Source organism: Paenibacillus polymyxa, assembly GCF_015710975.1.
Classification (GTDB): domain Bacteria; phylum Bacillota; class Bacilli; order Paenibacillales; family Paenibacillaceae; genus Paenibacillus; species Paenibacillus polymyxa.
On record NZ_CP049783.1, the window covers coordinates 5,401,902 to 5,426,562 of the forward strand.

General features: G+C 45.1%; 27 protein-coding genes and 2 pseudogenes. 7 read left to right on the forward strand and 22 right to left on the reverse strand.

Annotation, left to right across the window (positions count from 1 at the left end; translation table 11 throughout):
• Positions 1 to 119 precede the first annotated feature (119 nt).
• Both G7035_RS24420 and G7035_RS24425 read left to right on the forward strand, forming a co-directional pair.
• Positions 120 to 440, forward strand: a complete 321-nt coding sequence (locus G7035_RS24420) for a winged helix-turn-helix transcriptional regulator (protein ID WP_014599691.1) — start codon at positions 120 to 122, stop codon at positions 438 to 440.
• Positions 441 to 583: 143 nt separating this feature from the next.
• Positions 584 to 913: a hypothetical protein gene (locus G7035_RS24425; protein ID WP_019687050.1), complete on the forward strand. Its 330-nt coding sequence runs from the start codon at positions 584 to 586 to the stop codon at positions 911 to 913.
• A 10-nt stretch (positions 914 to 923) separates the two neighbouring features.
• Here G7035_RS24425 and G7035_RS24430 read toward each other — a convergent pair whose 3' ends face one another.
• The 7 genes from G7035_RS24430 to G7035_RS24460 all read right to left on the reverse strand — a co-directional run bounded on the left by G7035_RS24430 (position 924) and on the right by G7035_RS24460 (position 4,977).
• Positions 924 to 1,847, reverse strand: a complete 924-nt coding sequence (locus tag G7035_RS24430; protein ID WP_019687049.1) for an NAD(P)/FAD-dependent oxidoreductase — start codon at positions 1,845 to 1,847, stop codon at positions 924 to 926.
• 216 nt (positions 1,848 to 2,063) lie between these two features.
• On the reverse strand, positions 2,064 to 2,666 hold the full coding sequence (locus tag G7035_RS24435; protein WP_016821049.1) for a nitroreductase family protein: 603 nt from the start codon (positions 2,664 to 2,666) through the stop codon (positions 2,064 to 2,066).
• Between the two features lie 106 nt (positions 2,667 to 2,772).
• Positions 2,773 to 3,051 carry a hypothetical protein gene (locus tag G7035_RS24440; protein ID WP_016821048.1) on the reverse strand — a complete coding sequence of 93 codons (279 nt, stop codon included), beginning with the start codon at positions 3,049 to 3,051 and terminating at the stop codon, positions 2,773 to 2,775.
• Positions 3,052 to 3,180: 129 nt separating this feature from the next.
• A complete protein-coding gene (locus G7035_RS24445) occupies positions 3,181 to 3,507 on the reverse strand; it encodes a (2Fe-2S) ferredoxin domain-containing protein (protein WP_019687048.1) in 327 nt (108 codons plus the stop codon).
• 35 nt (positions 3,508 to 3,542) lie between these two features.
• Positions 3,543 to 4,043: a metallophosphoesterase family protein gene (locus G7035_RS24450; protein ID WP_019687047.1), complete on the reverse strand. Its 501-nt coding sequence runs from the start codon at positions 4,041 to 4,043 to the stop codon at positions 3,543 to 3,545.
• A 24-nt stretch (positions 4,044 to 4,067) separates the two neighbouring features.
• Positions 4,068 to 4,502, reverse strand: coding sequence for an Rrf2 family transcriptional regulator (locus tag G7035_RS24455; protein WP_013310015.1), 435 nt, complete (start codon positions 4,500 to 4,502; stop codon positions 4,068 to 4,070).
• A 97-nt stretch (positions 4,503 to 4,599) separates the two neighbouring features.
• Positions 4,600 to 4,977, reverse strand: a complete 378-nt coding sequence (locus tag G7035_RS24460) for a DivIVA domain-containing protein (RefSeq protein WP_016821045.1) — start codon at positions 4,975 to 4,977, stop codon at positions 4,600 to 4,602.
• A 142-nt stretch (positions 4,978 to 5,119) separates the two neighbouring features.
• Here G7035_RS24460 and G7035_RS24465 point away from each other — a divergent pair, with 142 nt between their 5' ends.
• Positions 5,120 to 5,689 carry a TraR/DksA C4-type zinc finger protein gene (locus tag G7035_RS24465; protein ID WP_016821044.1) on the forward strand — a complete coding sequence of 190 codons (570 nt, stop codon included), beginning with the start codon at positions 5,120 to 5,122 and terminating at the stop codon, positions 5,687 to 5,689.
• Positions 5,690 to 5,804: 115 nt separating this feature from the next.
• Here the strand turns inward: G7035_RS24465 and G7035_RS24470 are convergent, their stop codons facing one another.
• The 5 genes from G7035_RS24470 to hrpB all read right to left on the reverse strand — a co-directional run bounded on the left by G7035_RS24470 (position 5,805) and on the right by hrpB (position 12,184).
• Positions 5,805 to 6,809 (reverse strand): Gfo/Idh/MocA family protein, encoded by a 1,005-nt coding sequence (locus G7035_RS24470; protein WP_017428326.1) that lies wholly within the window; start codon positions 6,807 to 6,809, stop codon positions 5,805 to 5,807.
• A gap of 19 nt (positions 6,810 to 6,828) precedes the next feature.
• On the reverse strand, positions 6,829 to 7,191 hold the full coding sequence (locus G7035_RS24475; protein WP_013310011.1) for a replication termination protein: 363 nt from the start codon (positions 7,189 to 7,191) through the stop codon (positions 6,829 to 6,831).
• A gap of 318 nt (positions 7,192 to 7,509) precedes the next feature.
• A complete protein-coding gene (locus tag G7035_RS24480) occupies positions 7,510 to 8,682 on the reverse strand; it encodes an acyltransferase (protein WP_019687046.1) in 1,173 nt (390 codons plus the stop codon).
• 269 nt (positions 8,683 to 8,951) lie between these two features.
• A complete protein-coding gene (locus tag G7035_RS24485) occupies positions 8,952 to 9,536 on the reverse strand; it encodes a general stress protein (RefSeq protein ID WP_019687045.1) in 585 nt (194 codons plus the stop codon).
• 119 nt (positions 9,537 to 9,655) lie between these two features.
• A complete protein-coding gene (gene hrpB, locus G7035_RS24490) occupies positions 9,656 to 12,184 on the reverse strand; it encodes an ATP-dependent helicase HrpB (protein ID WP_019687044.1) in 2,529 nt (842 codons plus the stop codon).
• Positions 12,185 to 12,526: 342 nt separating this feature from the next.
• Between hrpB and gluQRS the strand changes: the two genes are divergently transcribed.
• The gene (gene gluQRS / locus G7035_RS24495; RefSeq protein WP_080561154.1) at positions 12,527 to 13,522 is read left to right on the forward strand and encodes a tRNA glutamyl-Q(34) synthetase GluQRS; all 996 of its coding nucleotides are present in this window, start codon (positions 12,527 to 12,529) and stop codon (positions 13,520 to 13,522) included.
• A 64-nt stretch (positions 13,523 to 13,586) separates the two neighbouring features.
• Here the strand turns inward: gluQRS and G7035_RS24500 are convergent, their stop codons facing one another.
• The 5 genes and pseudogenes from G7035_RS24500 to G7035_RS24520 form a co-directional block, all read right to left on the reverse strand.
• Positions 13,587 to 13,961: a DnaJ family domain-containing protein gene (locus G7035_RS24500; protein ID WP_029515002.1), complete on the reverse strand. Its 375-nt coding sequence runs from the start codon at positions 13,959 to 13,961 to the stop codon at positions 13,587 to 13,589.
• Between the two features lie 115 nt (positions 13,962 to 14,076).
• Positions 14,077 to 14,271, reverse strand: a complete 195-nt coding sequence (locus G7035_RS24505) for a Rha family transcriptional regulator (protein WP_019687041.1) — start codon at positions 14,269 to 14,271, stop codon at positions 14,077 to 14,079.
• An 85-nt stretch (positions 14,272 to 14,356) separates the two neighbouring features.
• Positions 14,357 to 14,524, reverse strand: a complete 168-nt coding sequence (locus G7035_RS24510; RefSeq protein WP_019687040.1) for an aspartyl-phosphate phosphatase Spo0E family protein — start codon at positions 14,522 to 14,524, stop codon at positions 14,357 to 14,359.
• A 464-nt stretch (positions 14,525 to 14,988) separates the two neighbouring features.
• Positions 14,989 to 15,207, reverse strand: coding sequence for a hypothetical protein (locus G7035_RS24515; RefSeq protein ID WP_019687039.1), 219 nt, complete (start codon positions 15,205 to 15,207; stop codon positions 14,989 to 14,991).
• 492 nt (positions 15,208 to 15,699) lie between these two features.
• Positions 15,700 to 16,300 (reverse strand): annotated as a pseudogene (locus tag G7035_RS24520) (recombinase family protein).
• A gap of 630 nt (positions 16,301 to 16,930) precedes the next feature.
• Here G7035_RS24520 and G7035_RS24525 point away from each other — a divergent pair.
• Together G7035_RS24525 and G7035_RS24530 are read left to right on the forward strand one after the other, a co-directional pair.
• Positions 16,931 to 17,365, forward strand: a complete 435-nt coding sequence (locus G7035_RS24525; RefSeq protein ID WP_019687037.1) for a hypothetical protein — start codon at positions 16,931 to 16,933, stop codon at positions 17,363 to 17,365.
• Between the two features lie 139 nt (positions 17,366 to 17,504).
• Positions 17,505 to 18,849: pseudogene (locus G7035_RS24530) on the forward strand (IS3 family transposase).
• 220 nt (positions 18,850 to 19,069) lie between these two features.
• Here the strand turns inward: G7035_RS24530 and G7035_RS24535 are convergent.
• The 3 genes from G7035_RS24535 to G7035_RS24545 form a co-directional block, all read right to left on the reverse strand.
• Positions 19,070 to 19,468 carry a hypothetical protein gene (locus G7035_RS24535; RefSeq protein WP_019687035.1) on the reverse strand — a complete coding sequence of 133 codons (399 nt, stop codon included), beginning with the start codon at positions 19,466 to 19,468 and terminating at the stop codon, positions 19,070 to 19,072.
• Between the two features lie 105 nt (positions 19,469 to 19,573).
• Complete coding sequence (locus G7035_RS24540; protein WP_146032338.1) at positions 19,574 to 20,014, reverse strand: hypothetical protein; 441 nt, start codon at positions 20,012 to 20,014, stop codon at positions 19,574 to 19,576.
• 141 nt (positions 20,015 to 20,155) lie between these two features.
• Entirely contained in the window at positions 20,156 to 20,884 is a 729-nt protein-coding gene (locus tag G7035_RS24545; RefSeq protein ID WP_080561207.1) for a TolB-like translocation protein, read from the reverse strand.
• A 188-nt stretch (positions 20,885 to 21,072) separates the two neighbouring features.
• On the opposite strand from G7035_RS24545, the gene G7035_RS24550 reads away from it, so the two are divergent.
• The gene (locus tag G7035_RS24550) at positions 21,073 to 22,233 is read left to right on the forward strand and encodes a peptidase M56 (RefSeq protein ID WP_230877353.1); all 1,161 of its coding nucleotides are present in this window, start codon (positions 21,073 to 21,075) and stop codon (positions 22,231 to 22,233) included.
• A 506-nt stretch (positions 22,234 to 22,739) separates the two neighbouring features.
• Here G7035_RS24550 and G7035_RS24555 read toward each other — a convergent pair.
• Positions 22,740 to 23,549, reverse strand: a complete 810-nt coding sequence (locus G7035_RS24555; protein ID WP_019687031.1) for an SDR family oxidoreductase — start codon at positions 23,547 to 23,549, stop codon at positions 22,740 to 22,742.
• Between the two features lie 265 nt (positions 23,550 to 23,814).
• A complete protein-coding gene (locus G7035_RS24560; protein ID WP_019687030.1) occupies positions 23,815 to 24,651 on the reverse strand; it encodes a hypothetical protein in 837 nt (278 codons plus the stop codon).
• Positions 24,652 to 24,661: the final 10 nt, after the last annotated feature.

The window sequence follows — 24,661 nt, forward strand, 5'->3', positions numbered from 1 at the left end:
GGAAAGAGAAAAAACTGTTAAAATTGTCACAGTTGATACAATGCATTATAGTTACTATTGGTATACAGAGTTACTTTTAGTATACTGTTTAAAACAACAATGAAATTGAGGGGATTCAGATGAGCGACGACAGGCAGCCTAAGCTTTTGTGCGGTAAGGTGGAACAGTCCTTTCAGATCATCAGCAAAAAATGGACCGCTCTCATCATTCATACTTTGATGGAACATCCCAAACGATTTAGTGAAATTCAAGTCTCCATACCTGATCTTAGCAAACGCATGCTCAACGAGCGCATCAAGGAACTAGAGCTTTCCGGCCTAATCCTTCGCAATGTCATCACAGAGCGGCCTGTGCGTACCGAATATTCGCTGACACGTAAGGGTAAAGAGCTAGGTGATGCATTGAATGGTGTGGAGAGCTGGGCCGAAAGATGGCTCTGACCGCTAACAGGAGATCGCCAAACACGCTCTCCTGTTATTGTGTTACTCCATGTGGATCATAATACAAGCAATAGGACGAAAATAATGGGACAACCACGCAATAGCTCATGATTTCAGTAATGAGCCAGGAAAGGATGAGACCGATGGCATTTGGCATCACCCGACAGGAACTACTGACCTGGAAAAGAGAGGTCAGCCGTGGCGAGATTGCTTTTCTAACGCATTATTGGCTGGATGACCGCTTTCCAAGCATTACAACTGTCACCAAGGTGGGGTGCTCTGACTTGGATAAGCTACGCTCATGGTGCAAGCTCAACGGATTGGACCCCCAGTATATACATCAGCGTCAGCCCTATCCTCATTTTGATCTCATCGGTAACAAACAGACGGAAATTTTACGCAAGTATGGCATGAGCGATCAACTAAGACGCTTCGAGTCTCATCTTCAACCAAGTACATGCCCATCGTTCTAGACCGCAGCTCTCAGAGTTGCGGTATTTTTGTTTTCATACCAGATAATACCTTGTGTATCCAGATCGCTGACATAGCTCCTTCTCCCATTGCAACCGTCGCTTGCTCGGCATGAGCCCCTAAGTCTCCGGCCACCCAAACATTTTCCACGTTTGTCATTTTGCTGCGGGGATGCGTCTCAATATGCTTGTTATGCAGCAGATGCACACCCAGTTGCTCCGCCAGCTCTGAATGAACATGGTTGCTTCCAAAGGCTAAGAAGCCCCGCTCTGCTCGAACCACTTGTCCATCAGCCAGCCGCACTCCTTCAAAACAGCCCGGTTGTCCCGTGATAATCTCAGAAATGGTTGCTTCCTTATATTCAATCCCTTTTTCCCGCAGCTTCACGAACAGCTCGTCCGGTACTTCTGAACGCTCATGATTGACATAGACAAGGTGATCGGTACGTGCCGACAAAATCAAGGCCATGGAAGCTCCCGCTTTGCCCGCCCCCATGACGACTGTACTGCGATCCTGGACCTCATACCCGTCACAGTCCGGGCACACATATACACTGTTGCCCAAGCAGGCTTGTAGCCCTTCCAGCTTTGGAAAACGGTCCGTCAGCCCTGTGGCCAATAACAGCGTTTTTGACGTATAAACTGACCCTGCCTCCACTTCAATATCAAAAAGCTCATCTCTCTTGGTCGCTTTTATCGCCTTACCATCAACAAATTCAGTGCCTAGCCTCGTGGCTTCACTACGTCCAAGCCGTCGTAGCTCTTCACCAGAAATCCCATCAGGAAAGCCCAAAATATTATGATACTGATGGCACAGCGTAGATCGACCATAGCCCGAATCGATCACCAGCACCCGATGACTGCTGTATCTACCCAATTGAATGGCTGCTTGCAATCCGGCAATTCCCCCACCGACAATAATGCAATCGTAGTTCATGTCCTAATTCCTCCTTCAAATACGCGCAAATGCTAAACATCTGCAAAAAAAGCAATCACACTTATGTAAACTTCTCATCCAATTTCAAACATAATATCACCCACTTACGGATGAATTAACCTATAAAAATTGAAATCACAAACAGCACTGCGGATTATCCACAGTGCTGTTTTCAGGTTTTCATGTCAAACCTGAATCATCATACTAATATGATCATTATTTAAATGTTTTTACGCGTTCCTCAATTGGTTGGAATTCCTTATCACCTGGTTGGAATGTCGGTTTACCAAATGGCATTTCAGCAATCAGTTTCCAATGCTCAGGAATGTTCCATTCATTTTTCACTTTTTCGTCGATCAAAGGATTATAGTGCTGAAGAGATGCGCCCAATCCTTCTTGCTCCAGAGCCGTCCATACAACCAGTTGCAGCATACCGTTAGATTGATTGGCCCAGATTGGGAAATTGTCCGCATACGCTTCAAATTGTTGTTGCAGACCAGCTACCACGTTGTTGTCTTCAAAGAACAAGACCGTTCCGTAACCGCTGCGGAAACCGTTCATTTTCTCAGCAGTAGATTTGAATTGTTCTTCATTGCCTACCACTTCCCGCAAAATATCTTCTGTAATATTCCACAGTTTGTCATGATGCTCTCCGAGCAACACTACAGCGCGTGAAGTTTGGGAATTGAAAGAGGTAGGTGTGTACTTCACAGCTTCCTCTACGATCTCTTGAATCCGTTGGTCAGAAATTACTTGTTCTTTGCTAATGCCATAATAGGAGCGTCTGTCTTTCAGAGCTGTGAAGAAGTCTTTAGTCATTTTGTTACCTCCTGAGAAAAATTAATTACTTTTCGTAACTTAATATACATCGCATATATCTTAAAGTCAAGAGATTTCTTTTTAAATATTACCAGTTAGTCGAAAATTATACGCCGCCATTATATTTTTTCTCACTAGAAGAGGTGTGCTTGGTTACATCCTTGTCTCTCTCCTCTTGTCTTTCCATCTTTAAATCCTCTACGGGAATGGCATCTACCGTCTGCTCGATTTCAAAACGGTCGAACAAGCTTTCCTGATCTGTCGGATACTGCTCTGCATGATCACGATTAATCGGCTGTTCCTGATGTTTAGATTCCGTTGTCTCTTTCCCCGTCCGGCTTTTTTGCTCATTCTCACCGTGTAGCTTATCTTCAAATGGGTTCATCTTTCTTCCCTCCCTATCGGATTGGTATCCACAGTATACTTTTACCTTTCAGGTTGGGGATTAAACGCAAAAAAGAGAAAATCTTCGAAAGATTTTCTCTACTCATGCTCTTATAGATCGTTGACTGGGTTATTCCGAGCTGGATTTACGTGTACACTCATGAAAAAGATGAGGTTCCAGCTTCTCTCCCGCTACGAGCTTCTGCACCAGCTTTGTACCTGAGGCGGGGGTCATTTGACCATACCAGTCCCCTTGCGGATATACGATCACAACCGCAGCATCATGACAGCGCCCATTACAACGAGTTCTGGTCGTGTGAATATAGGCTTCTGCATGCTGTTTACGAATTTCATCCCGAATTGCTTGTGTAACTTCTTCGCCTTCATGTCGCATACATGTGCCTCCATTGCAGATCAACACATGATGCTTCATCGGTTCTAAATCAAAAATAGCCATAGCTTCCCCTTTAATCAACAGTTGTTGGTTTTATATCAATGTTTATCTGGATAAAGAACAAGCCGTGCTTCCATCTGCCCGTCTTCAATCGTCAGCACGATAAATGAGTATTCGTCTTCACCGCGCTTGTCCGTCGGAGACCCCGGATTAAGGACAAGCAGATCATCTATCTTTTTGACCACAGGAATATGCGAATGTCCATAAATCAGGCAATCCAATGTTTCTCCCTTAAATGTATTCAGTGCGATATTCTCTGTCGAGCCGCGCCAGCCGTGACCATGAACCATGCCGATCCGCTTGCCTTGGACTTCAACGATTCGTTGATAGCCTAGACGCTCCACGATGTCGGTTCCATCATTGTTTCCGGCAATGCCCTTCACAGGCGCAAATTCAGCTAGACGTTCATAGACGAACCAATCCGTCCAGTCTCCGGCATGGAGAATGAGGTCACTGCCTTTTAACTCCTGCACAAGCCGACTAGGCAGCGTTTTGCTTCTGTGTGGCATATGAGTGTCTGAAAGTACGATGATTTTCATATCAATTTCTCCTTACCAGCGTCTTCACACGGATGAACTTTGTTGCCCAACCCGCTGCTGGAGCGCCTGCTCCAGATCTCGCAACGTAACGGTCTCGAAAAACGCCTGGATTTTCTGCTCTGCCACGGTGTATAAACCATCCAACAAAGCGTCTATGTTCCTGCCAACCTCGCAATTGTGATTGCTGTCGGTATGAATGGCAAACAACGGACCTTCATCCTTGGTCGCTTCATAGATCATTTTCAGATTAATGTTTGAACTCGACATGCTTAGACGAAAGCCGCGCGCTCCTGGTGACGAATCCACCAGACCCGCTTGCTTAAGTCGGCTCATAATTCTTCTTACAACTACCGGGTTGGTATTGATGCTGGAAGCAATAAGTGACGAAGTCATTCGCTCGGGTGCCCCTTCAGCCAGAAGAAGCAGACAATGGATACTAACGGAAAAATGGGTACTCATGTTAACCACCTTTATATGTGTGCCTCATTAAATGTTTGGTAAAATGCATGTTTCCATCATACCACAATAGAGGCAACGACACAGTGCTAACTATTCCTTACTCCGGAAAATAGTCATTTTCAGGGCGTACTCTCACTTTTAATTGGCGCACACTATATTCCAACTGTTTAATGATATCCTCCAGTTGACGTCGGTCAAGTGCATTAAAGTCGGTGGCAGGCTTGGGTGCACTTTTCAAATCACGTATGGTTGCCTGCTGCTCCTGCCACTTGTCCATCAGGTCGGCTATATTCGCATAAAAGCGTTCATAATCCTTGATTACTTCATCCAGAAAGGCATCTACCTCATCCGGATCATAGCCGCGCATTTTATTTTTGAACTGTTTCTCATGAATGGAGAGCGCGTCCAGCTGAATGCCCAGTTGTTTAAACAACTGCTTTTGCTTATCCAGACGACGCTTCATATGTTCATCCATCGGTTTTCCCTCCTTAACACACTATTCTTTTTATATCACATTCTAGGCTGGGAATAAAAGTCTCTGTGATTGCTAGGCTTTATGAACGGGTATAAAAGAGCATACACGCCACTCATACAGACCATGAAGGGGAGAGATGATCATGAACCATTTGAACGATTCGCAGCTTGCAGAGCTGAAACATATGTTATTGGAGCAGAAAAAGGATTTAGAAAAACATTTTAAACAAAATGGTCAGGAAAATACGAAATTGGGAGAAACACTGACAGATTCCACAGGGGAACTCTCATCCTATGATAACCACCCTGCTGATATAGGGACGGAAACCTTTGAACGATCCCGTGATCTGGCGATTAATGAGTCGCTGGAAAACGAGCTGGAGCAGGTTAATGCAGCCCTGCAACGGATGGAAGATGGGACGTATGGAATATGTGTGGAGAGCGGCGAAGAAATTCCTTTTGAACGGTTACAAGCCATTCCATATACAGCCTATACCGTCGAGCACACGCCAACACGGGAATTATCGAATGACCGTCCAATCGAGGAACAGGTTATGACTCCGCCGCCCAAAGGTGCAGGTGAGGTTCGCCAACGGAATGCTGGACGATTTGACGATGCGGGCGCATGGGACGCAGTAGAAAAATACGGCACATCGAATTCGCCTGCGACAGCCGCCAAGCGTGATGTTACAGATTATGATGAAAATATGTAATGCTCGAATGTGCAAAGACTCATTAAAAATACCTATGTATTGGTTCATCTAAAAAAGCAGCTTGTCCTTGGGACAGGCTGCCTTTTTATGCCTTCTGGGAATACGGTAATCCTGCTTATCCAATCTCTATCCGTTTACGACTGCGAGCTGATTCAATACAGGCGTCGATCACTTTCATATTACTAACCGCATCTTCTGGCTCATATGGCAAAGGAATACCGTCAAGCACGGCTTTGGCAAAAGCATCAGCTTGCAGTTCAAAAGAATTAAAACCCTTTAGACGTTCCTCACGCGTAACCGAACCAACGTGAACGAAAATTTGCGGTACGACAGACGTTCTTTCCCAACCGAACATTTTGGGCATCGCAATCGTACCCTTGCTGCCGAGAATTTCCATGTTGGAACGGTTGGCTGCCCACATGCCACAATCGAAAGTAAGGTTGACTCCACCCGGAAATTCCAGCAGACCGGAGGCCATCATATCAACGTTGTCATGCTCCGGGGAAAATAAAGCATGTACCGTCACTGCCTCCGGCTCCCGATCCAAATACATACGAGCGGCTGATATCGGATATACGCCCACATCATACAACGAGCCACCGCCCATGCTTTTATTAAAGCGCACATTATCTGCCTGATCGGTATTGTTAAATGTAAACGTGCAATGAATGCCGCGAATGTCACCAATTTCCCCACTATTGATGATTTCCTTAATTCTTCGATGTTTGGGATGATAGCGATACATAAAAGCTTCTGCAAAAGTCACTCCTGCACGGCGACATGCTTCAATCATACGGCTTGTCCCGGCCGAGCTAAGAGAAGATGGTTTTTCACACAAAACATGCTTGCCGGCCTCCGCTGCTTTTATGGTCCATTCTTCATGCAGATGGTTCGGCAACGGTATATACACTGCTCCGATTTCGGGATCGGCCAACAGCTCGTCATAGCTTCCATAACTTCTCGGAATATCGAACTCCCGGGCGGCCTCAGTGGCTTTATCCGCATTACGACTAGCAATTCCAAGTACTTCTCCGCGTTCGGATTGCTGAATCGCCGGAATTACAGCGATTTTGGCGATCTCCGCCGTGCCTAAAATTCCCCATTTCAGCTTTCTACCCATCATTCTCATCCTTTCGTCGTCAGGAATAGTTGTCTTGTTCCGCTTTATGCAGCATACCTAAGCAACGGTCCAGGTCGGCTTTGACCTGCTTTTTGTACAGCCGAGCTTTCTCCTCTCCATCGTCTGTGAAATGATAGAGCACAATCTCCTGGAAATCTACACGCGGGTCTGTTCCTTTTAATCGTTTGGTACGGTAAAAAACGCCTTCCTGAACCAGTTCATGCAGTGCCCGGTAGACCTCGCTTTGAGGCGGAACATATCCGAAACCACTAAACTCATCTTTCATCGATTCGAGCATCTGATATCCATATCCGCGATGCCTCTCTACCATTGTGATCAGATAAATTTTGATAAAAGCCCGCTGGGATATCATAAACGCCATTTCACAACCTCCTCTACACCTTATTCAAGTCTCTTATCTTCCATTATAAACCACTCTGCGTCCATAGACTATTTCCTTTCATAAATATGAGAGCTTACGAGAATTCTCCCTCCCTTGTGACTGGTGTTAAGATGACGAGAACTATGGAATGAAGCATTCTAGAGTAGTGTGAGTAGCGCTGAGGGGTGATTTTATGATTTTTTATTGTGAATTTTTCATGCATTGAAATATCATAATACCACTTAAAAAAGTATCCCTTGGCCTTCTTCTGAGGGCTTCGGGATACTTTTTGTGAAATAATGTAACTTGATCGCTAATTCAAGCTTGCTTTTGTATGGCTGGCGGACTTCCTCCCGGACGAGGACGAATCCGAAGCCCCACAATCCATTTACCCAAAGGCAAATGTGCCAGCACCCATGTTCCAGCAATGGAAAAGATCATACAAAGAACGAATGAAGCCAATGTACGAAGAACGTGACTCCAATCGGCAAACAACGCACTATCAAAATAGTAGGTTGCGCGCAACATAAAGGCATGCATCAGATACGCTCCATAGGACAATGTTCCGATGGCCGTTAGCACCCTCGCCGCACGCCCTCCCTTGTGAGCAATCCACGTTGCTATCCGATAAGCTACAAAAATAGACGTGATGCAATATACAGCCATGACCGGACGTAGCAGAGACAAGTAATTAAAGGAAAGAATCGTACCTCGCGGTGTCTGAAACTGACCAATCATCTCATACAGCAAGTACCCTGTAATCACGATAAACAACGGCCAGTATACCAACTGTGCCTTGATGACCCAAGCATTCCAACGCTTGATGTTCATCCCGGCTGCCGCTCCTAATATAAAATAAAAGAAAAAATAGATCACATTCCGGTCAGCATATATGGTAAACCAAGAAGAAATGACGGGAAGCTGGAGCTGATCCATCACTTGATATACGGGTCCAACCGCGAACATAAGCAAAATATAGAGTACGCCGAATCCAGCCAATGCGGTGGGTCGCCATGTTGAAGGCAGTAGCGCAGACAAACGACGTACAGCATAACGAAACACGGGAAATAGCACATAACATTGAATAATCATAACGATATACCACAGATGATAGCTGCTTTTCCCGTTAAACAGCTTCTGGACAAAATCTAACGGGTGAATTAACCCTCCACCTTGCGCAAGCTGATTCCCCAGCTCGTATAAAAGAGACCATATAATATAAGGAACAATGATGTCCATGAATCGTTTACGTAAAAACGTCCCATACTTTAAGGCTCCATCATAATTGTAAAATAGCACAATTCCAGTAATAAACACAAACACAGGCACTGCAAATTTGGCACACAGTAGTAATAGTGTCATCACAACTCCGTCCTGGATACGCGCCCCCTGCGCAACCGCATAGTGTGCGACGGAATGCTGAAGAACAACGGCTGCAAAAGACAGTCCTCTCAGCAAAGCAACTTCGGAAATTCTCTCTTTTTGACTCATGTCACTCTCCTGTTGCATCTAGCAATTTATAATCCAGGATTTTTGTAAAATCCCCAAATCTATTATAACGACAATTCTATAAAAATATATAGGAGGATAAACGTGCCAATGCAAGCCAAGCATCATCTGACTTAAGTGGTTTCAATAAGTAGGTAACACATAAAAGCAGCAGTCTTCCCTCTCGGGGAGACTGCTGCTGTAGAAATAATCTGTATACAAAGGAGATAGAAAAGCCTGTTAAATCACGTCTTCAAGTAGCCGTTCGGTGTTTACAGGTTCCTTCTAGTATCTGTGTACGAACCTGTCCGCGAATCCGCCACCGTATCATCATATGTTCTGTAACGATCCGCATTCAGAGAACGATTGGTGCGGAAAATATCATAAACATCCCTGTGATGATCAGCGGAATCCACCAGCACTAAAATCTTGCCCTGATCGACGTATGTCTCGTATTGACGAGCATCATCTTCTGGAATACCTAGTCCGACCAGCCCACCGACCAAGCCACCTGCTCCCGCTCCGACAGCTGCCCCGGTAAGGGTAGCCGCGATAGGTCCAGCCGCAAGAATAGGTCCGATACCTGGAATCGCCAAGGCACCAATGCCTGCCAGCAATCCAGCGACACCGCCTACAACACCACCAGTAGCCGCTCCTGTAGCCACACCCTCCGGTGCTTTGGTGCCTGTCTCTTCACTAATCGTCCTTAAGTCGTCACGGTCACGTGTGATCACAGAAATTTCACTGCTTGGGATTCCTTTGCTCTGCAATTGTCCAATTGCACGAGATGCTTCCTGCTCGGTATCAAAAACACCAACAATTTTCTTTTCATTATAATCGTTTAAGTTATTAGCCATGATAGTTACCTCCCAATATGTTGTTGTTGAGTGGTTCGTTTTTTTATTACCCCACTATCCTGACGTTTAAACGATTTTACAAAATTCGCGATGATGTCTATTCCAGGTTCGGCTGCCGATTATCGCTTGGGCTTTGCTCTGTTAGTCGCCACAGCTTCTAGTGGATCATCTGGCCAATAATGCTTGGGGTATCTTCCTTTTAGGTCCTTTTTGACTTCAAAATATGCCTCGCTCCAGAAGCTGGACAGGTCGGATGTCACTTGCACAGGTCGCTGGGCTGGTGACAGGAGGTGCAGCACAATCGGAACTCGTCCGCGTCCAATACGGGGCGTATCCTTCATGCCGAACAGTTCTTGTAGTCTCACGGCCAGTGAAGGTGCCTCCGGTTGCGAATAATCGACAGGAATACGAGAACCACTGGGTACACGTATATGCGTCGGTGCTTCCTGTTCGAGCTGCTGTCGCTGTTCCCAATTCAATCTGCCAAGCAGCAATTCACTACCGTCCAGTCGTTGCAGATCAGCTAAATTTTTGGCACCAACTGCAAATGGCAGCAGCCACGATTCCAGTGAATCCAGCAGCGCGGATTCCGAGCTGTCAGGCCAATCCTCGGGCGCAGAGAAGTGCATAAAAATCAGACGCGCCTGCAACTGAAGGGTTTGCCGATTCCAGGACAGCAGTTTGAGACCACGTTCCCGCACACCCTGTATTAAAGCAGTCGCGATTTCCTCAGCCGGAGGTCGCTCATAGGATGTTTCCTTTAAGATGAGCGAGCCCAGCCGAAGTACCTTGCGGGCTCTCACGGCTGAAGCGGAGCTATCCCAGTACACGTTGGCTTCTTCCATCAGCAAATCGCTGCAATGCTGGATCAGCTCTTGCAGTTCAATCGGTGCCGCCAACTGAATGGCGCCATCTGCTCCCTCGTCGTCCACTTCGGCGGCGACGAGATAGGACGAACGCGACATCCACTCCACTTGTCGGAGTCGTGCTCCCCGGCCGCCGCTAAGCAAAAAGCGGCCATCCCCTCGACCCTGCGCGATCCGATCCGGATACGCGAAGGCCAGCAGTAGCCCGCAGGCCGCGGAGCCGTCAGGCTCGTCCTGCAATGCGGCTGTGGTCGGCAGCGTGGCTAGCAGCTGCCGACTCTCCTGCACGATACGACGAATCACCGTATCGTCTGCCGCTCCCAGCAGGCTGTGCGTACTGCGGGCATGAGCCGCCTCGCGCAAGGCATCCAGCCGCGGGCGCAAATCCGTTCCGCCATGAGCACGGAACGGGTCCCGCTCTTGCAGCAGCGCCGCCAGACGGCTGGCGGTTGGGGCCAGGCCGAGAGCTGCTGCGCGCAGCAGCATGTGTCCTAAGCGCGGGTGCGTACCCAAGGCGGATACCTCGCGCCCATGCGCGGTGATGCCGCCTGCTGTACCATCGGCTGCGGCATCTAGGCATCCAAGCTGGCGCAACAGACCTGTGGCCTGGCGGTACGCCGCATCAGGCGGGGCATCCAGCCAGCCCAGCTCGGCGGGCTCGCGCACGCCCCAGGCCGCCAGCTCCAGCGCGAGCGGGGCCAGATCCGCCGCCGCGATTTCCGGGCGGCTGGCATCAGGGAGCGCGGCATGCTCCTGCGCGCTCCACAGCCGGTAGCACACGCCCGGCTGGAGACGGCCCGCCCGCCCGCGCCGCTGATCGGCGGAGGCCTTGGACACCTTAACGGTGGTCAAACGGCTCATGCCGGTTCGCGCGGAAAACACCGATTCGCGTGACAGTCCGCTATCGATCACCACCGTAATCCCCGCGATGGTCAAGCTGGACTCGGCAATCGAGGTGGCTAATACCACTTTACGGCTGTCCGGAGCCGACGGGCGTATTGCCTCATCTTGCTGCTCCAGCTTCATGCTGCCGTACAGCGGAATGATTTTGACGTAGTCTGGTAAATTTCTGGAAGTCAGCTCTCGTTCTGTTCTATGAATTTCTCTAGCCCCTGGTAAAAACACCAGCAGATCGCCTTCATGAGCATGAATCGCCTTCTCTACCGTCTCTGCTGCAAAGGACTCTAATGAGGTTGACGAAGGCTTGGACATATGCAAGGTTTCTACCGGAAATACGGTGCCTGGGCACTCCAGTAAGGGTGCATCCCCTAGCAGTCTGCATACAGGCTCTGCCTCTAGGGTGGCAGACATGATTAATATTTTCAAATCCGGTCGCAGCAGCGCCTGGCTTTGCAGGGCAAGTGCCAAGCCCAAGTCTGCATGCAAGCTGCGTTCGTGAAACTCATCAAAAATAATCAGCCCGACTCCCTCCAAAGCCTGATCATGTTGCAACATCCGGGTCAGTACGCCCTCCGTAACCACTTCAATCCGCGTGCTTGGTCCTACCTTTGTATCCATACGAACGCGGTAACCTACGGTCTTCCCAGTTGACTCGCCTAGCGCCCTTGCCATTTGCGCTGCTGCCGCACGTGCTGCCAAGCGTCGCGGCTCCAGCATAATTATCTTTTGCTCCGCCAGCCACGGCTCATGCAGCAGTTCTAATGGTGTTACTGTTGTTTTCCCCGCTCCCGGCTGTGCAATCAGGACCGCCGCTGAATGGGATAGCAAGGCATGCTTAAGCTCGGGGATGACTTGCGTAATAGGCAATTGTTTATCTGTCAATGAAATCTCTCCAATGATACGCTTGAGGCGTAGAATCTAAGTTTGAATTCTTTTGCTATTGTGAATTTTTCACTACCTGTAATTATTGAAAATCGAATAAAAAATGTTAAACTGGTCCACAGCAAAGGGATTTCATCTCATCTGTCGTGCATGATTCTTCTAAATCTATTATACAGATATTTAAATTTGCCGTCTGGTCCTCGCAGGTATGCACACTTTCCCGTGCCAGTTCCTATACTTGTCGGGATGCACTCGCGGCAAGATCGTTTTATAATATAGTTGATATGGATTGCTAAAGGACGGATTGTAGAAACACGGAATACAGAATCGAGGTAACTTCGTATGGAATTACAAACCCAACCCATTAGAGGACGATTCGCCCCAACACCATCGGGATGGATACACTTAGGAAACGCTCGCACCGCCTTATTATCCTGGCTGCATGTTCGTTCCCTAGGCGGAACCTATATTTTGCGCATAGAAGATATTGATATGACACGAGCTCGCAGCGCATTGGCGCAAGGAATTATGGAGGATTTGCGATGGATCGGGCTGGATTGGGACGAAGGACCCGACATTGGCGGTCCCTATGGTCCTTACAGTCAGAGCCAGCGACTGGAACGCTTCCAATCTGCATTGGAGAAACTCCAGGGGCAAGATTTACTGTATCCTTGTTTTTGCAGTCGGGCAGACATTATGGCTGCCGCCCATGCTCCGCACGGACTGTCGGGTGAAGGACCTGCATATTCAGGGGCATGTCGTAACCTTAGCTCTTCAGAAGCTCTAGCTAAAGCACAGCATAAACTCCCTTCACTTCGTTTTAAAGTACCGCAGCATTCAGATACTGTTATTTCTTTTCATGATCAGGTAGCTGGTCATGTATCCTTCCGTGCGTCGGAGGGGGGCGATTTTATCATCAAACGGGCAGACGGCATGTTTTCCTATCAGCTTGCCGTCGTCATCGATGATGCGGACATGCATATGACCGATGTGCTGCGCGGATATGATCTTCTCGATTCGACTCCCCGTCAGCTATTGTTATACCAAGCACTGGGCTTAGTGCCGCCACGTTTCGCACACGTCCCCCTTGTCCTGGGTCCGGATGGACGTAGACTGGCCAAACGACATGGTGGCGTAGCACTCCGAGCCATGCGTCGGCAAGGAATTACACCGGAAGCCGTCATTGGCTGGCTCGCCTACTTTTCCGGACTGCTGGATTCTCCTGAGCCTGTGAAGGCTATGGATTTAATCGATGGCTTTCATTTGGACAAGCTGCCTCGGGAGCCAGTCATCCTGACCAAGCAATGCCTCACGAAATTATCTGCACTGCAACGGTAATGAGATTAAACACAGAAAGCAAAGTGGATGGACAAGGGCATTCTGCCCTTTGCTCCTCTCGCTGTTATTCCTCCAGTCGCTGACGCACAGCAGACTCATATTCATAAAATACAGACGACATATTCAGCCCTCTTTCCTCCAGCAGCATACGAAGACGAAGTGATTTCTCAGTCAGCCTGCGACTGATGCGCTGTTGCTCTCCTGCCTCATGGCAAGCGTGAAGCAAATCATGTAGCTGAACACATTCCTTTTGCAGCTGTAGCTCTTCCGGTAAAATACCTGCATTTTTCAACAGCTTGTACGACATCCGCAGCTCTTCTGGAACATGTGACAAATCCTCAATCACCAGTGGCTTGCCCTCTCCCGGCAAATGATCAAACTCACCTTTGGCCATCGCCTCGGCAATCTTCCGCTCTGCCATTCTAGAGAACATTCTCATTCACTCCTTGTAATAAGCGTCCTATGTACAATCTATATTAAATAAACCGGGAGTCCTTTGCCACTGTAGCTTACATATAATGAGGTTGTCCTGTATTTCTGTCGGAGAGTGATGGTTATTCTTCGATTCTAAGCAACTGACATACTTGTTTTCTATATTTTTTGGCCTTGCGTGTTCCGTGAATGAGATTGGACAAGCGGCTAGCAGGAATATGATAGGTGTCACAAAAAGTTCTCTGATCCATTTGAATTTCAACTAGCTTTTGTTTGATTTTCCAGCCGAAAGGGGTTACAGGATTTCGTTTATTCAACAGCGTTACCACCTCTTCATAGTATAATTGGAGTTTGGAGATTGGAGTTCGTCTTCCTTTAAAGTGCATCATGCACACACATTAGCTAAGATTTCATTTTGCAGGTTTGGTATTGATTCAATAGTTCATCCAGTTTCATGGATTGTTCAATTACTTTAGGATGCGTTAAAAAGCCGTACTTTTTCTGCACTTGGTACAGTCTTTTTCTGGCCCGTTCGACACGAAGTAAAGTCACACCTGGATTCATCAGCATGATTCCCCCTCTGTGTCATATTCTAATGCAAAACGTAAATTATTGGATTTTTTAAAAATACGCTGCCATCTTTATTTTGACCGTCAGCTCTTACGCTCCGTGGGCAGCGTAAAACGAACGACAGGAACGTAGAGCGCCTTGTCCGGGGTGCTCTTGCCGGCGTAGACGCTCTTGTTATCGGCGTGAGTAGCGCCCAGCGGTGCGTACTGGCTCTTAGTTGGGCGTTCTTCCCTCCTTAGAGCCAGTAAGCATGAGCCTGCTTCCTCTGCTCTTGACCTGCTCGCTCCCTTACTTGCCGATCAGCGAGCCTATTTGCTACCGATACCCCGGCTGGTTAAAACCAGCCTTTAGGATTTCAAGCTCATAAAAAAAGACGCTTCCGGTTTCCCAGAAACGTCTTTAATAATCTTCAACCCACAACGATACGTATATAAATAATACGTAAGCTAAAAGGAAGAACCCAATCACACTAAGAAGGATAATCCAGATAAAACGTTTTTTAATGGAGATAGGATTTTTCCCCATCGTCTTTGGATTTTCTGACGAGTAGGCAATAACTCATATTCCAATTTCATTAAAACATGTTCTGCTTTTTCCTCATCTTTATTTAAAAGTTCACTCCAAATTTGTTCATATTGCACACGAATTGCTTCTTTAGTAGAACTATCTTTTAGCAAAACCATATGTAACCTCCATAGAAAACAAAGTAGCAAGAAGTCCTGAAGAACAAAGCTTCAGATATCCTTGCAGTTAGACGCTCTTCTTGGCTATAAGGGACTTTTTAAATAGTAAAGGAGACAAAATAAGCAAAATCCCTAACAACAAGAAAATGGCCCCGTACAAATATATTCTAGCACTTTCAATCATTTTATAGTAAATAACTATTAAGTGATCATATAATACTATTTTTGTTAAGTTTGAAATTCAGGAAAACTGTTATACATCGTTTAGGATCGTAGTTTATGTCCAGCATTGCTAAGAATAAATCTTAATAAGGGGGAAATTATATGGATTTTTTAATCTTGGTACCACAGTTCTTAATCCAGGTGTTTACCATAGTCGTCGCTTTAGTGATATATACGAAAGATTTTTCAAAAGAAGATAATCAATCAGCAACATAGTAAAATACATAAACACGTAAAAAAGAGCGATTTTTATCGCTCTGTAACATTCATTTACATGTATTCAGTTGCTTCGTATTCCTTTACACGGCGATAAAAGGTGGGTTTTGTTAATCCGGATTGCTGGATAGCCGCCGTTGCCGTTATCTGGCCAGCCTTCCATTCCTTATAAGCTTGAATAAACGTTTCATCAATTTTTTTCTTGGGCCTGCCGAATGTCACTCCAGCTGTTCGTGCAACTTCAATCCCTTCCGCCTGCCGCTGCATGTTCTTTTTCCGCTCCTGCTCAGCCACGTAAGCCAGCATACTCAAAAATTGGTTTTCAAGTAGTTTCCCTAAGTCACCCATCATTTTAAACTTCCTTGAATCAAACAAAGCTTCGTTGTCAAGACATACAATGTCTGCGTTTATTTCACGGGTGATATATTTCCACTCCGCGATAATCCCGGCCAAGCCGATCCAACGCATCCATATAAACAAGGTCGCCTTCACGAATCAGCAATCTAATAGCCTGATACTTAGGACGCTCAAAATCCTTGCCACTCATCTTATCGACAAATATATACCGTTCATCAACGCCCAGCTCTCGAAACTTTACGAGTTGCCGTTCTGGATTTTGATCTTTTGCAGAAACTCGGCCATATGCCAGCTTCAAATGTCCCACCTGGAATTTTAAGTTGCATAAAAATTATTTCCGTAAGAGTCGAGAAAGCATCCCTCCTACCCAACCTTCAGTAGAGGTTGAAACTTTTTAGGGTTTTGATTTAGGGGCTATAACCATTGCGAGCGGTTATAGCCCTTTTTACGTCTTGTCCAGCTCAGATTCAACCGTTTATGTAATTCTCATAGCATTCTGGACAGGGAAAACCGACCTTCGTAGTTTTGCCTTGTTTAGTCAATTCTACAGCTTTTTCATGAGCTTCTGCCTCTGTGAAAAACTCCAATATTTCTGTATCACATCCGACTAAAGGAATTCTAACCGTTGTGTTACTGTCTATGGCACTTGCTGAAGTGATCAGAGGACCTGCAGGATCAGTCAGAGCAGCGGCCAGTACGAATTTAGTTATTGTATTATCCTTATAGAAAGGTGAGCATAAAACAATTTTTCAATTTTTTATGCCCCTTTATCTCAGAAATTGTAATACAACTCCATCTTTCCTCTCTATTAACAAAAAAGTCAATAATATAGTATATAAAGCGTTTACAGGAATATTATTCTATGGTATCCTATTAATCATACATCTAAAGTTTGGATGTTAATCATATTATTGGAGGATGATATATCATGAATCTTAAGTCCGTTTTCAAAGGAGTAGTGTCATCTACTCTTGCAGTTGGTCTAATTACTGGAGTTGGTACTTTACCGACTTTTGCGCAGTCGACTGAAAGTTCGCCGGAAAATTATGTAAATGGAAGTAGAGTAATTACACCTTTTGACATGAATGTTTCAGATGGCTCTTATTCAGGAACAGGATTTTCGACTTCATACAAATTAACAAGTTCTAATGGGAAAAACGTAAATTTTTGGGTTCAAAATACTGGAAAAGTAAGCGTTAAAATTACAATTAATGGAGATCACGAAAAAACTCTCAAGAAAGGTGAGAGTGGCCACATTAGTGCTTCAGTTGGTTACTTCGCTAGCGAATATAAATTTAAAGCAGTAGCAACGCCTAATGGTGGTGATATTAGTATAGACTATAAGATTGCTCAAAGAGACTGAGGAAATCCCTTAAATAGAAGAGCCGATTTCCTGTAAGGTTGAACTGTGACCCGTAAGATGGACACTTTGAAAAAAGTGACCCACTTACGGGTCATTTGTGTTTTAATCAAACCATAAAGAGGATTGTGAGGTAAGATTCATGAGCAATAAGAGAGGTGCTTCCAAAATCTTTAGCGAACAAGAGATTAAACAGCTCGAGGCTAATCCAAATGTGCAAAAAGTGACGGACAAAACCATCACTTACGCCCCAGAGTTTAAGGTGGAAGCGGTAAAAGCTTATGAAGCCGGACAGACGCCGATGGATATTTTTCTTAGGGCGGGTTTTGACATCGACACCATTGGACACGAAAAGCCAAAGAAAAGCTTATATGTTGGCGAAATATCTATGCTGCCCATGGAGAGGCCTCTCTTTTAGAGGAGCAACGAGGGAAAGGAAGTGTGGGCAGACCGCAAACAAACAACTTGTCCACAGAAGAAAAACTGAAGCGTGCCGAAGCGCGCATCAAGTTGCTTGAAGCGGAGAATGACTTCCTAAAAAAGCTCGAAGCGCTCGAAAAGCAGAAGATGCAGAGGAAACGTTGACACCCTCCGAGCGCTATCAGATAATCAACCTCACGATCCGACAACATAGCCTAAAGCGCATGACACGCTACCTGTGCGAACTGTCTCACATCAGTGCAAGCGGCTATTACCGCTGGCTTCATGCCGAGGAGAGACGCCAGTTGCAAGCTCGCGCAGATGAACATGACTTAGCGCTCATCAAGATGCATTTTGATGCCCTACATGGCAAAGCAGGAGCATTGGTGATTAAAATGAGGCTTGAACGGGAAAATGGTGTTACTATGAACCACAAAAAGATCCGACGGATCATGCGAACGTACAAACTTGTCGCCACGATTCGGCAAGCTAATCCATACCGTAAAATGGCCAAGGCGACTCAGGAACACCAGACATGCCCCAACCTGCTAAAACGTCAGCTTGACCAAGGGGAACCAGAAAAAGTATTGCTCACAGATATCACCTATTTGCACTATGGTCACGGGCAGTGTGCCTACTTGTCTTGTGTGAAGGATGGGGCAACCAAGCAGATACTTGCTCACTATCTGTCATCTTCTCTGGAGCTCGTCTTGGTGGAGCGGACGCTGCAGTTGTTAATTGAACGGTTCGATGGCAATGTTCATCCTGAGGCCATCTTGCACTCTGACCAAGGCATGCACTATACCCACCCCAAAATTCGCCTTCTGGTCCGTAAAGCAGGCTTCAGGCAGTCTATGTCTCGGAAGGGAAATTGTTGGGACAATGCCTCTATGGAAACATTCTTCGGTCATATGAAGGATGATCTGGAATACAAATCGTGCGCAACCATTCAAGAATTACGGGCATGCATCGATAACTACATTGCTTACTACAACTCAGGCCGCTACCAATGGGCGTTAAAAAAGATGACTCCTGACGAATTCAGAAGCCATCTATTGGCTGCTTAAGCGGGCTTTATTCAAAGTGTCCTCAATTGGGGTCACAGTTCAGGTTAAGGGAAATCGGCTTTTATTATAGGTATTTATTTTCCCAGCTTTCATCCATTTTGCATAAGGTCCTCAAGTCTAGTACGGCTCTTTTTTTACTCTGTGTCTGCACTGAATTACCAAATTACCATCTCGGATTCAGGAGCCTTATAAAATACTAAAAATATCTTAAGCATCAAATTTAATCTCTTTGAGCAATACCATAGTCTATACTAATATCACCACCATTAGGCGTTGGTACTGCTTTAAATTTATATTCGCTACTTAAGGAACCAACTGGAGCACTAATATGGCCACTCTTACCTGGTGCGAGAGTTCTTTTCTGATCTCCATTAATTTTGATCATTACGCTTACATTCCCAGTATTTTTAATCCAGAAATTCACTTTTACCCCATTACTCTTTTTTAATGGGTATGCAGCCTGAAATTCAGTTCCTGAATAACTGCCACTTTTAACTGCATAATCTTTCGACGAACTTTCAGTCGACTGCGCAAAAGTCGGTAAAGTACCAACTCCAGCAATTAGACAAACTACCAGAGCAGATGATACTACTCCTTTGAATACGGACTTAAGATTCATGATCAAGCACTCCTTATTAAATTTTTTTGTAACTATTCCGCCTTTACTCGACAGTGAAAAGTTCCTGTCGAAAAAATAACCCACTCTAGCGATTTTATGGTCTCCTTAAGATTCCACTCTAGAAAGGATAGCATCGCTGAAAGGGTTACAAGAACCAGTATACCCGATTTCAAAGCGCTCGCCCAGACCTATGCTCCCATATATGAATACCCTTTTATCGGAATTTCGCTCCTGTTTCTCCCGACAAGCCACTTTGTTATTGTGGTCACCGGCCTTATGCTGCGCTCCGACACGCTGGGCGTGACTTCCATTGTTCGTGATCTGGCAATACATCCGCTCTACTATGAAACCCTGATCCACTTCTTTCGATCCTCGGCGTGGTCGTTGGAATCGTTGCGGCTGACCTGGCTTCAAATCATCCGGAAGATGGCTCAGCTCATGATGGCGGGTGACCGGGTCGTCCTCGTGGGGGATGGCATGAAGCAAGCGAAAAAGGCCGGCGCATGCCCGGCGTGAAGAAAATGCATCAGGAATCCGAAAACTCATCCCTGCGGTTGCATCAGACTTACTAACAGTGACCAAAGAGAGTTAATTAAAGTGCTTGAGGCAAACGGAAGCTCCGGTAAAATCACAATAAGCGAAAACTAAAAATTTAAAGGGCGGAATTTACCTCCGCCCTTTTTTGCATTAATTTGTTTTGTATTTATCAAGTTTGAACCATTTTTGAAATTCACTTTGACTAATTTTTTTAATGGTTTTTACTTTTTTGCTTTCCAAAGAGTATCTATATAGTTTTTTTTGGTCAGATGGATACTCACTTATATAGTCTAATGATTTTCCATTTTTATGCCATAAAATCAGACCTGTACTAATGTAATCCGTTTCTCTAGGTAAAAAAGTAAACTCACCTTTTTGGGGATTATATATAGCTATGGAGCTTGTGGAAGTATCCCCATATGAGAAAGCAATTTGGTCTGCTTTTGGTGACCAATTATAGGAATTTATCGTTTCAATATTTTTCTTGCCAGCAGCGCTTAACTGGTCATTTAATACTTGATGTTTTCCATTTTTCATATCGACAAGCAACACCGTCTCCCCTGCGCTACGTCGTGTTTGTATAGCTAGCCAATTACTTGAAGGGCATATTGAAACACTCGATATATCACGCAGCTTATCGTCAAATTTATCTGTATGAATTGTGTAAATCTTTTCTCCTTTTTTGATCGTTATTGATGTAATAAGATTTTTTTCAGTGCTTGGTGCATTTTTCAATTCCGTTTTTTTCGCTGTTAACGTAATATTCTTTTCTTTCCAAATCACTTGGCCTTGGCTCTCGTTCTTTTTAAATTTTGTTATAGACTGATTCCTTATTTTTAACGCTGAATGACTATCGTGGCTAGATTCCCCTTTCTTCACATCCAAATTTCCTTCATCCCTCAAAGAAGCTAATCTATTTTACCATAAATAACCTTTATATGGTATACTTTTCTATAATCATACTATAAAGCACAGAGCTAATTCCTTACTGGCAATTGAGATACTACTTCCTACCGGGGATCCTATCAAATTTTTCTATGGTAACAAAAATGAAAAGGAGACTTACATTGATCTTCAAAAACAAAAGACGCTTGTACAAGCTATTTGCCGTGGTATTTCTCTTGTTGCTCTTCTTGAGTGCTATCCTGCTCACCAATTTGACGCATACAGAAGAGATCGCCGATCCTGATATGAATGCTCGCACAGTCCTTAAAGCAGGAGACACTTCCTCGTTCAAAATTGACAGGCTGAACAGCTCGTTTCAATGGTTTCATAGTCTGGATCGGGCAATCCAATTTAAAAAATTTGATTTTAAAGTTCCTGATCATCTGCCCGAGGGTTATCAGCTTGAAATTGTAGATTTGAGTACGCTCTTTTCTGATGCCAACCAAGCTGATCTTCTTAATATCGTATCCATAATGTTCGTATCGAAATTTGGCAGCAAAAATGAGCAATTTATAGAGATGCTGGCTTCCAAAGGGAAAGAAAATATGTTGGAACATAATTTACTGTGGGGTGCCCCAAACTCACAAAAGTTAGCACAAACTCAGTTTTTCCAACAAAGTGAGGTTACACTGGGAAATGTAAAAGGCGTGTTATTCACGAAAAAGCTAGGCTCTCAGCATAATCGAAAAGCAGCCAACAGCTTTGTCTGGCAGGATAACGGTGTATCGTATGTAATCAATTGGGAGAAGCTCACGCAAAAAGAAATTGAAAAGGTTGTACAATCCTTCACTTTCCCACAGCAAGTCCAACGTGTTCGTTACGACGGAGAAGGGAATTCATTTCCTCTGTACGATGAGACGGATTTACTTGCAGCGAAGAATATTCTAGGCTTTAAAGTGAAATTTCCGGGCAGCTTGCTGAACACTCACCTTACGCTGAATGACTCGATCTTGTTGAGGGCGGAGGATCAGAATACTAGTTACTCGTTTAGACAAACTGCAGATGCTCTGTGGAACACCTATCGTGCACCGTACAATTCCACAATTTATGATGGCCGAATGACGAACTTTTGTTCTATCAAAGTAAAGTGCCGCTTTTTGAAACGACTAAGCTCTCGTTCATTCGTAAGCTGGAGATTAGTGGGGTTGAAATATCGGCTTACGCCGACAACAACCACGTCTACTTTGGACCCCTCTATTCCAGCAACGACAAATCAAAGCTCAAAAGTCAAACCTACTACTTTTGGAAGCAAAATAATGTTTATTATGCTACGGCCTTCCTAGGTCTGGATAAAAACCAGGAAGATAGTTTGAGGACTTTAGTTCTCACTCCTCTTCAATAGGATTGAAGTTGCATAATACGTTATCCTCCCCAGTTATGATTTTGGACTCTAGAGCTCTATAAAGAGCTTTATTGGGTCGAGTGTTGCTTTAATTAGGTGAAAAACTACCATCGTCTGATGACGCGACTACAAACTAGCTTTTTCTTACGTAAAGCAAGGATTCATTTTCTTCGGTTGTGCTATTTGCTTTATCTGTAAAAAATCAGGAATTTAGATGCTGAGCAATCTAACTATTTAGTGCTCATGCACTTAAGTCGTATTCAAAAAAATCCACTGTTCATTGTATATGTTTATTCTACTAACCCTTATTTTTCTATCAAATAAAATAAAGTAAATCCATTCCAGAGATTTATCCAGTATATATATAAGGCAACTGTGTAAATATAGCCCATTGATCAAAAAAATATCAATAGGCTGCAATATAAAAAAACACTATAAGGTTTTGTTCTAAAACAATAACGACTCTGCCCCGTCAATCACAATTTGTGCGCCAGTGATGTGACGTGAATGATCAGATGCCAAGAATGTCACCAAATCAGCAACTTGCTCGGGTTGCCCCGGTCCATCTGCCAACGGCTGATCTCCTTCAGGAAATTGCACAGGGATGGTAATCTGCTTTAACGCTTCTGATTTCTCCGTGGTTTCATCAATATTTGTCGAAATGGCCCCTGGATAAATGACATTGACACGAATACGGAACTTGGCCAGCTCTAGGGCTGCCATTTTTGCAAAACCGGTTTGACCTGCCTTCGATGTGCTATAGGCTGACATCCCAAAGCTGGTAAAGCGCTGATTTCCATTAATCGAGCTGGTAATGATAATGCTGCCGCCACCGTTCTTTTTCAAATGTGGTATTGTATACTTCACCGTCAGGAAGGTGCCATCCAGATTTGTTGACAAGGTTTGCCGCCAATCCTCAATACTCAGCTCCTCGATTGGTCCGACGACCCCGTTAATCCCCGCATTGGCAAAAATGATATGCAGCCCGCCAAACAATTCAACCGCTTCCAACACTGCTTTTTCAACACGCACCGGATCGGCAATGTCCACGTCAAAAGCCCGGGCTGACCCTTCACGTATGGCATTAATTTCTCTTTCCGTCTCCAAAATGCGATCATTACTTACGTCAAAAAGAGCGACATTTGCTCCTTCTCTAGCCATTTGAATGGCCGTTGCCTTGCCAATACCAGAACCTGCACCCGTAATTAGAGCAGTTTTGCCTTCAAAGCGCGCGCCTCCTGCATATGTATAGCTCATACGTATCGCTCCCTTTCAATAATCTGTATAATCACAAGATTACCCAAAAGGGTATACTTTATAATCACCATTTTTGCGCATTTTTTGCTGTTCCTTTACGATATTCAGGAAAAGATCGAATATTTCGTGCATTAGTGCATCTTTTCTTCTTCTCTCTCGTTACATTCCGTAAATATCTTGCCTATTCTCAGTTTTCTATGTATCCATCAAAAAAGGACGTTCTACAACCATCGATATGGATGCATACGTCCTTTGGATTATTCGTTTACCACTGCAGCTCAATAAATGCCGCATCATCATCAAGTCCCCCGGTATGAGACGCATCAAGTAATACCTGTATCTGCTCATCAGGGACAGGCTCGCGAATAGGATCTAAATCGGACAAACCGTCCGTGTATACCTGTAATCTCATTGGCATATCTGCGGGTATGCTTCTTTCGTACCAATGCGGCTTCCCTCCAATCGGTCCACGGCTTGTAGACCAGCGTTCCGCAGTAGAGAAGGTATGATCAAATAGTTCGCTGATTTCTTCCGTACCCTTCCACAATCGCAAACGTGAATCCCCTTGCCAGGCAAGTCGGAGACGACCACGGGTACCTCGTTTCGGCAGTTCGATTTTACCGCAAATATACATGGACTGGCTTCCCTGTCGACGTTTATCTTCCAATACTGAACGCATTAAGCCTGATTCGTGATCCAGAGGCTGCCGATCCAGTTCCTCAGTAGCTGCACCTGCCAGACGCTCAAGATACTCCCTTAATTGATTAGCAGACAGATCCTGTCTCTGTTCCATCCAATCCAGTAAAGAAGAACCCAGATAGCGAGCTGCAAAATCTCCTCGGTAACTGAGCCCGACACCATCACACAAGACAAAACAACAGACAGATTTATGAATACGTACTGCGGCAAAATCCTGTCCGCTTTCTCCCATACTGGCAGATTCAGCAGACCTTCCATAGCCATAACGACACATAAAACGACTGTGATGAGATGATAAAGGCTGATCGCCTGTCTGAGAGCTTATGTAAGCAAATTGCTGAGTCAGCCTTGCATTCAATCCCTTTTTTTTGCTCGTGGGGAGCAGGGACAGCAGTGGATTCATGCTTTTACCT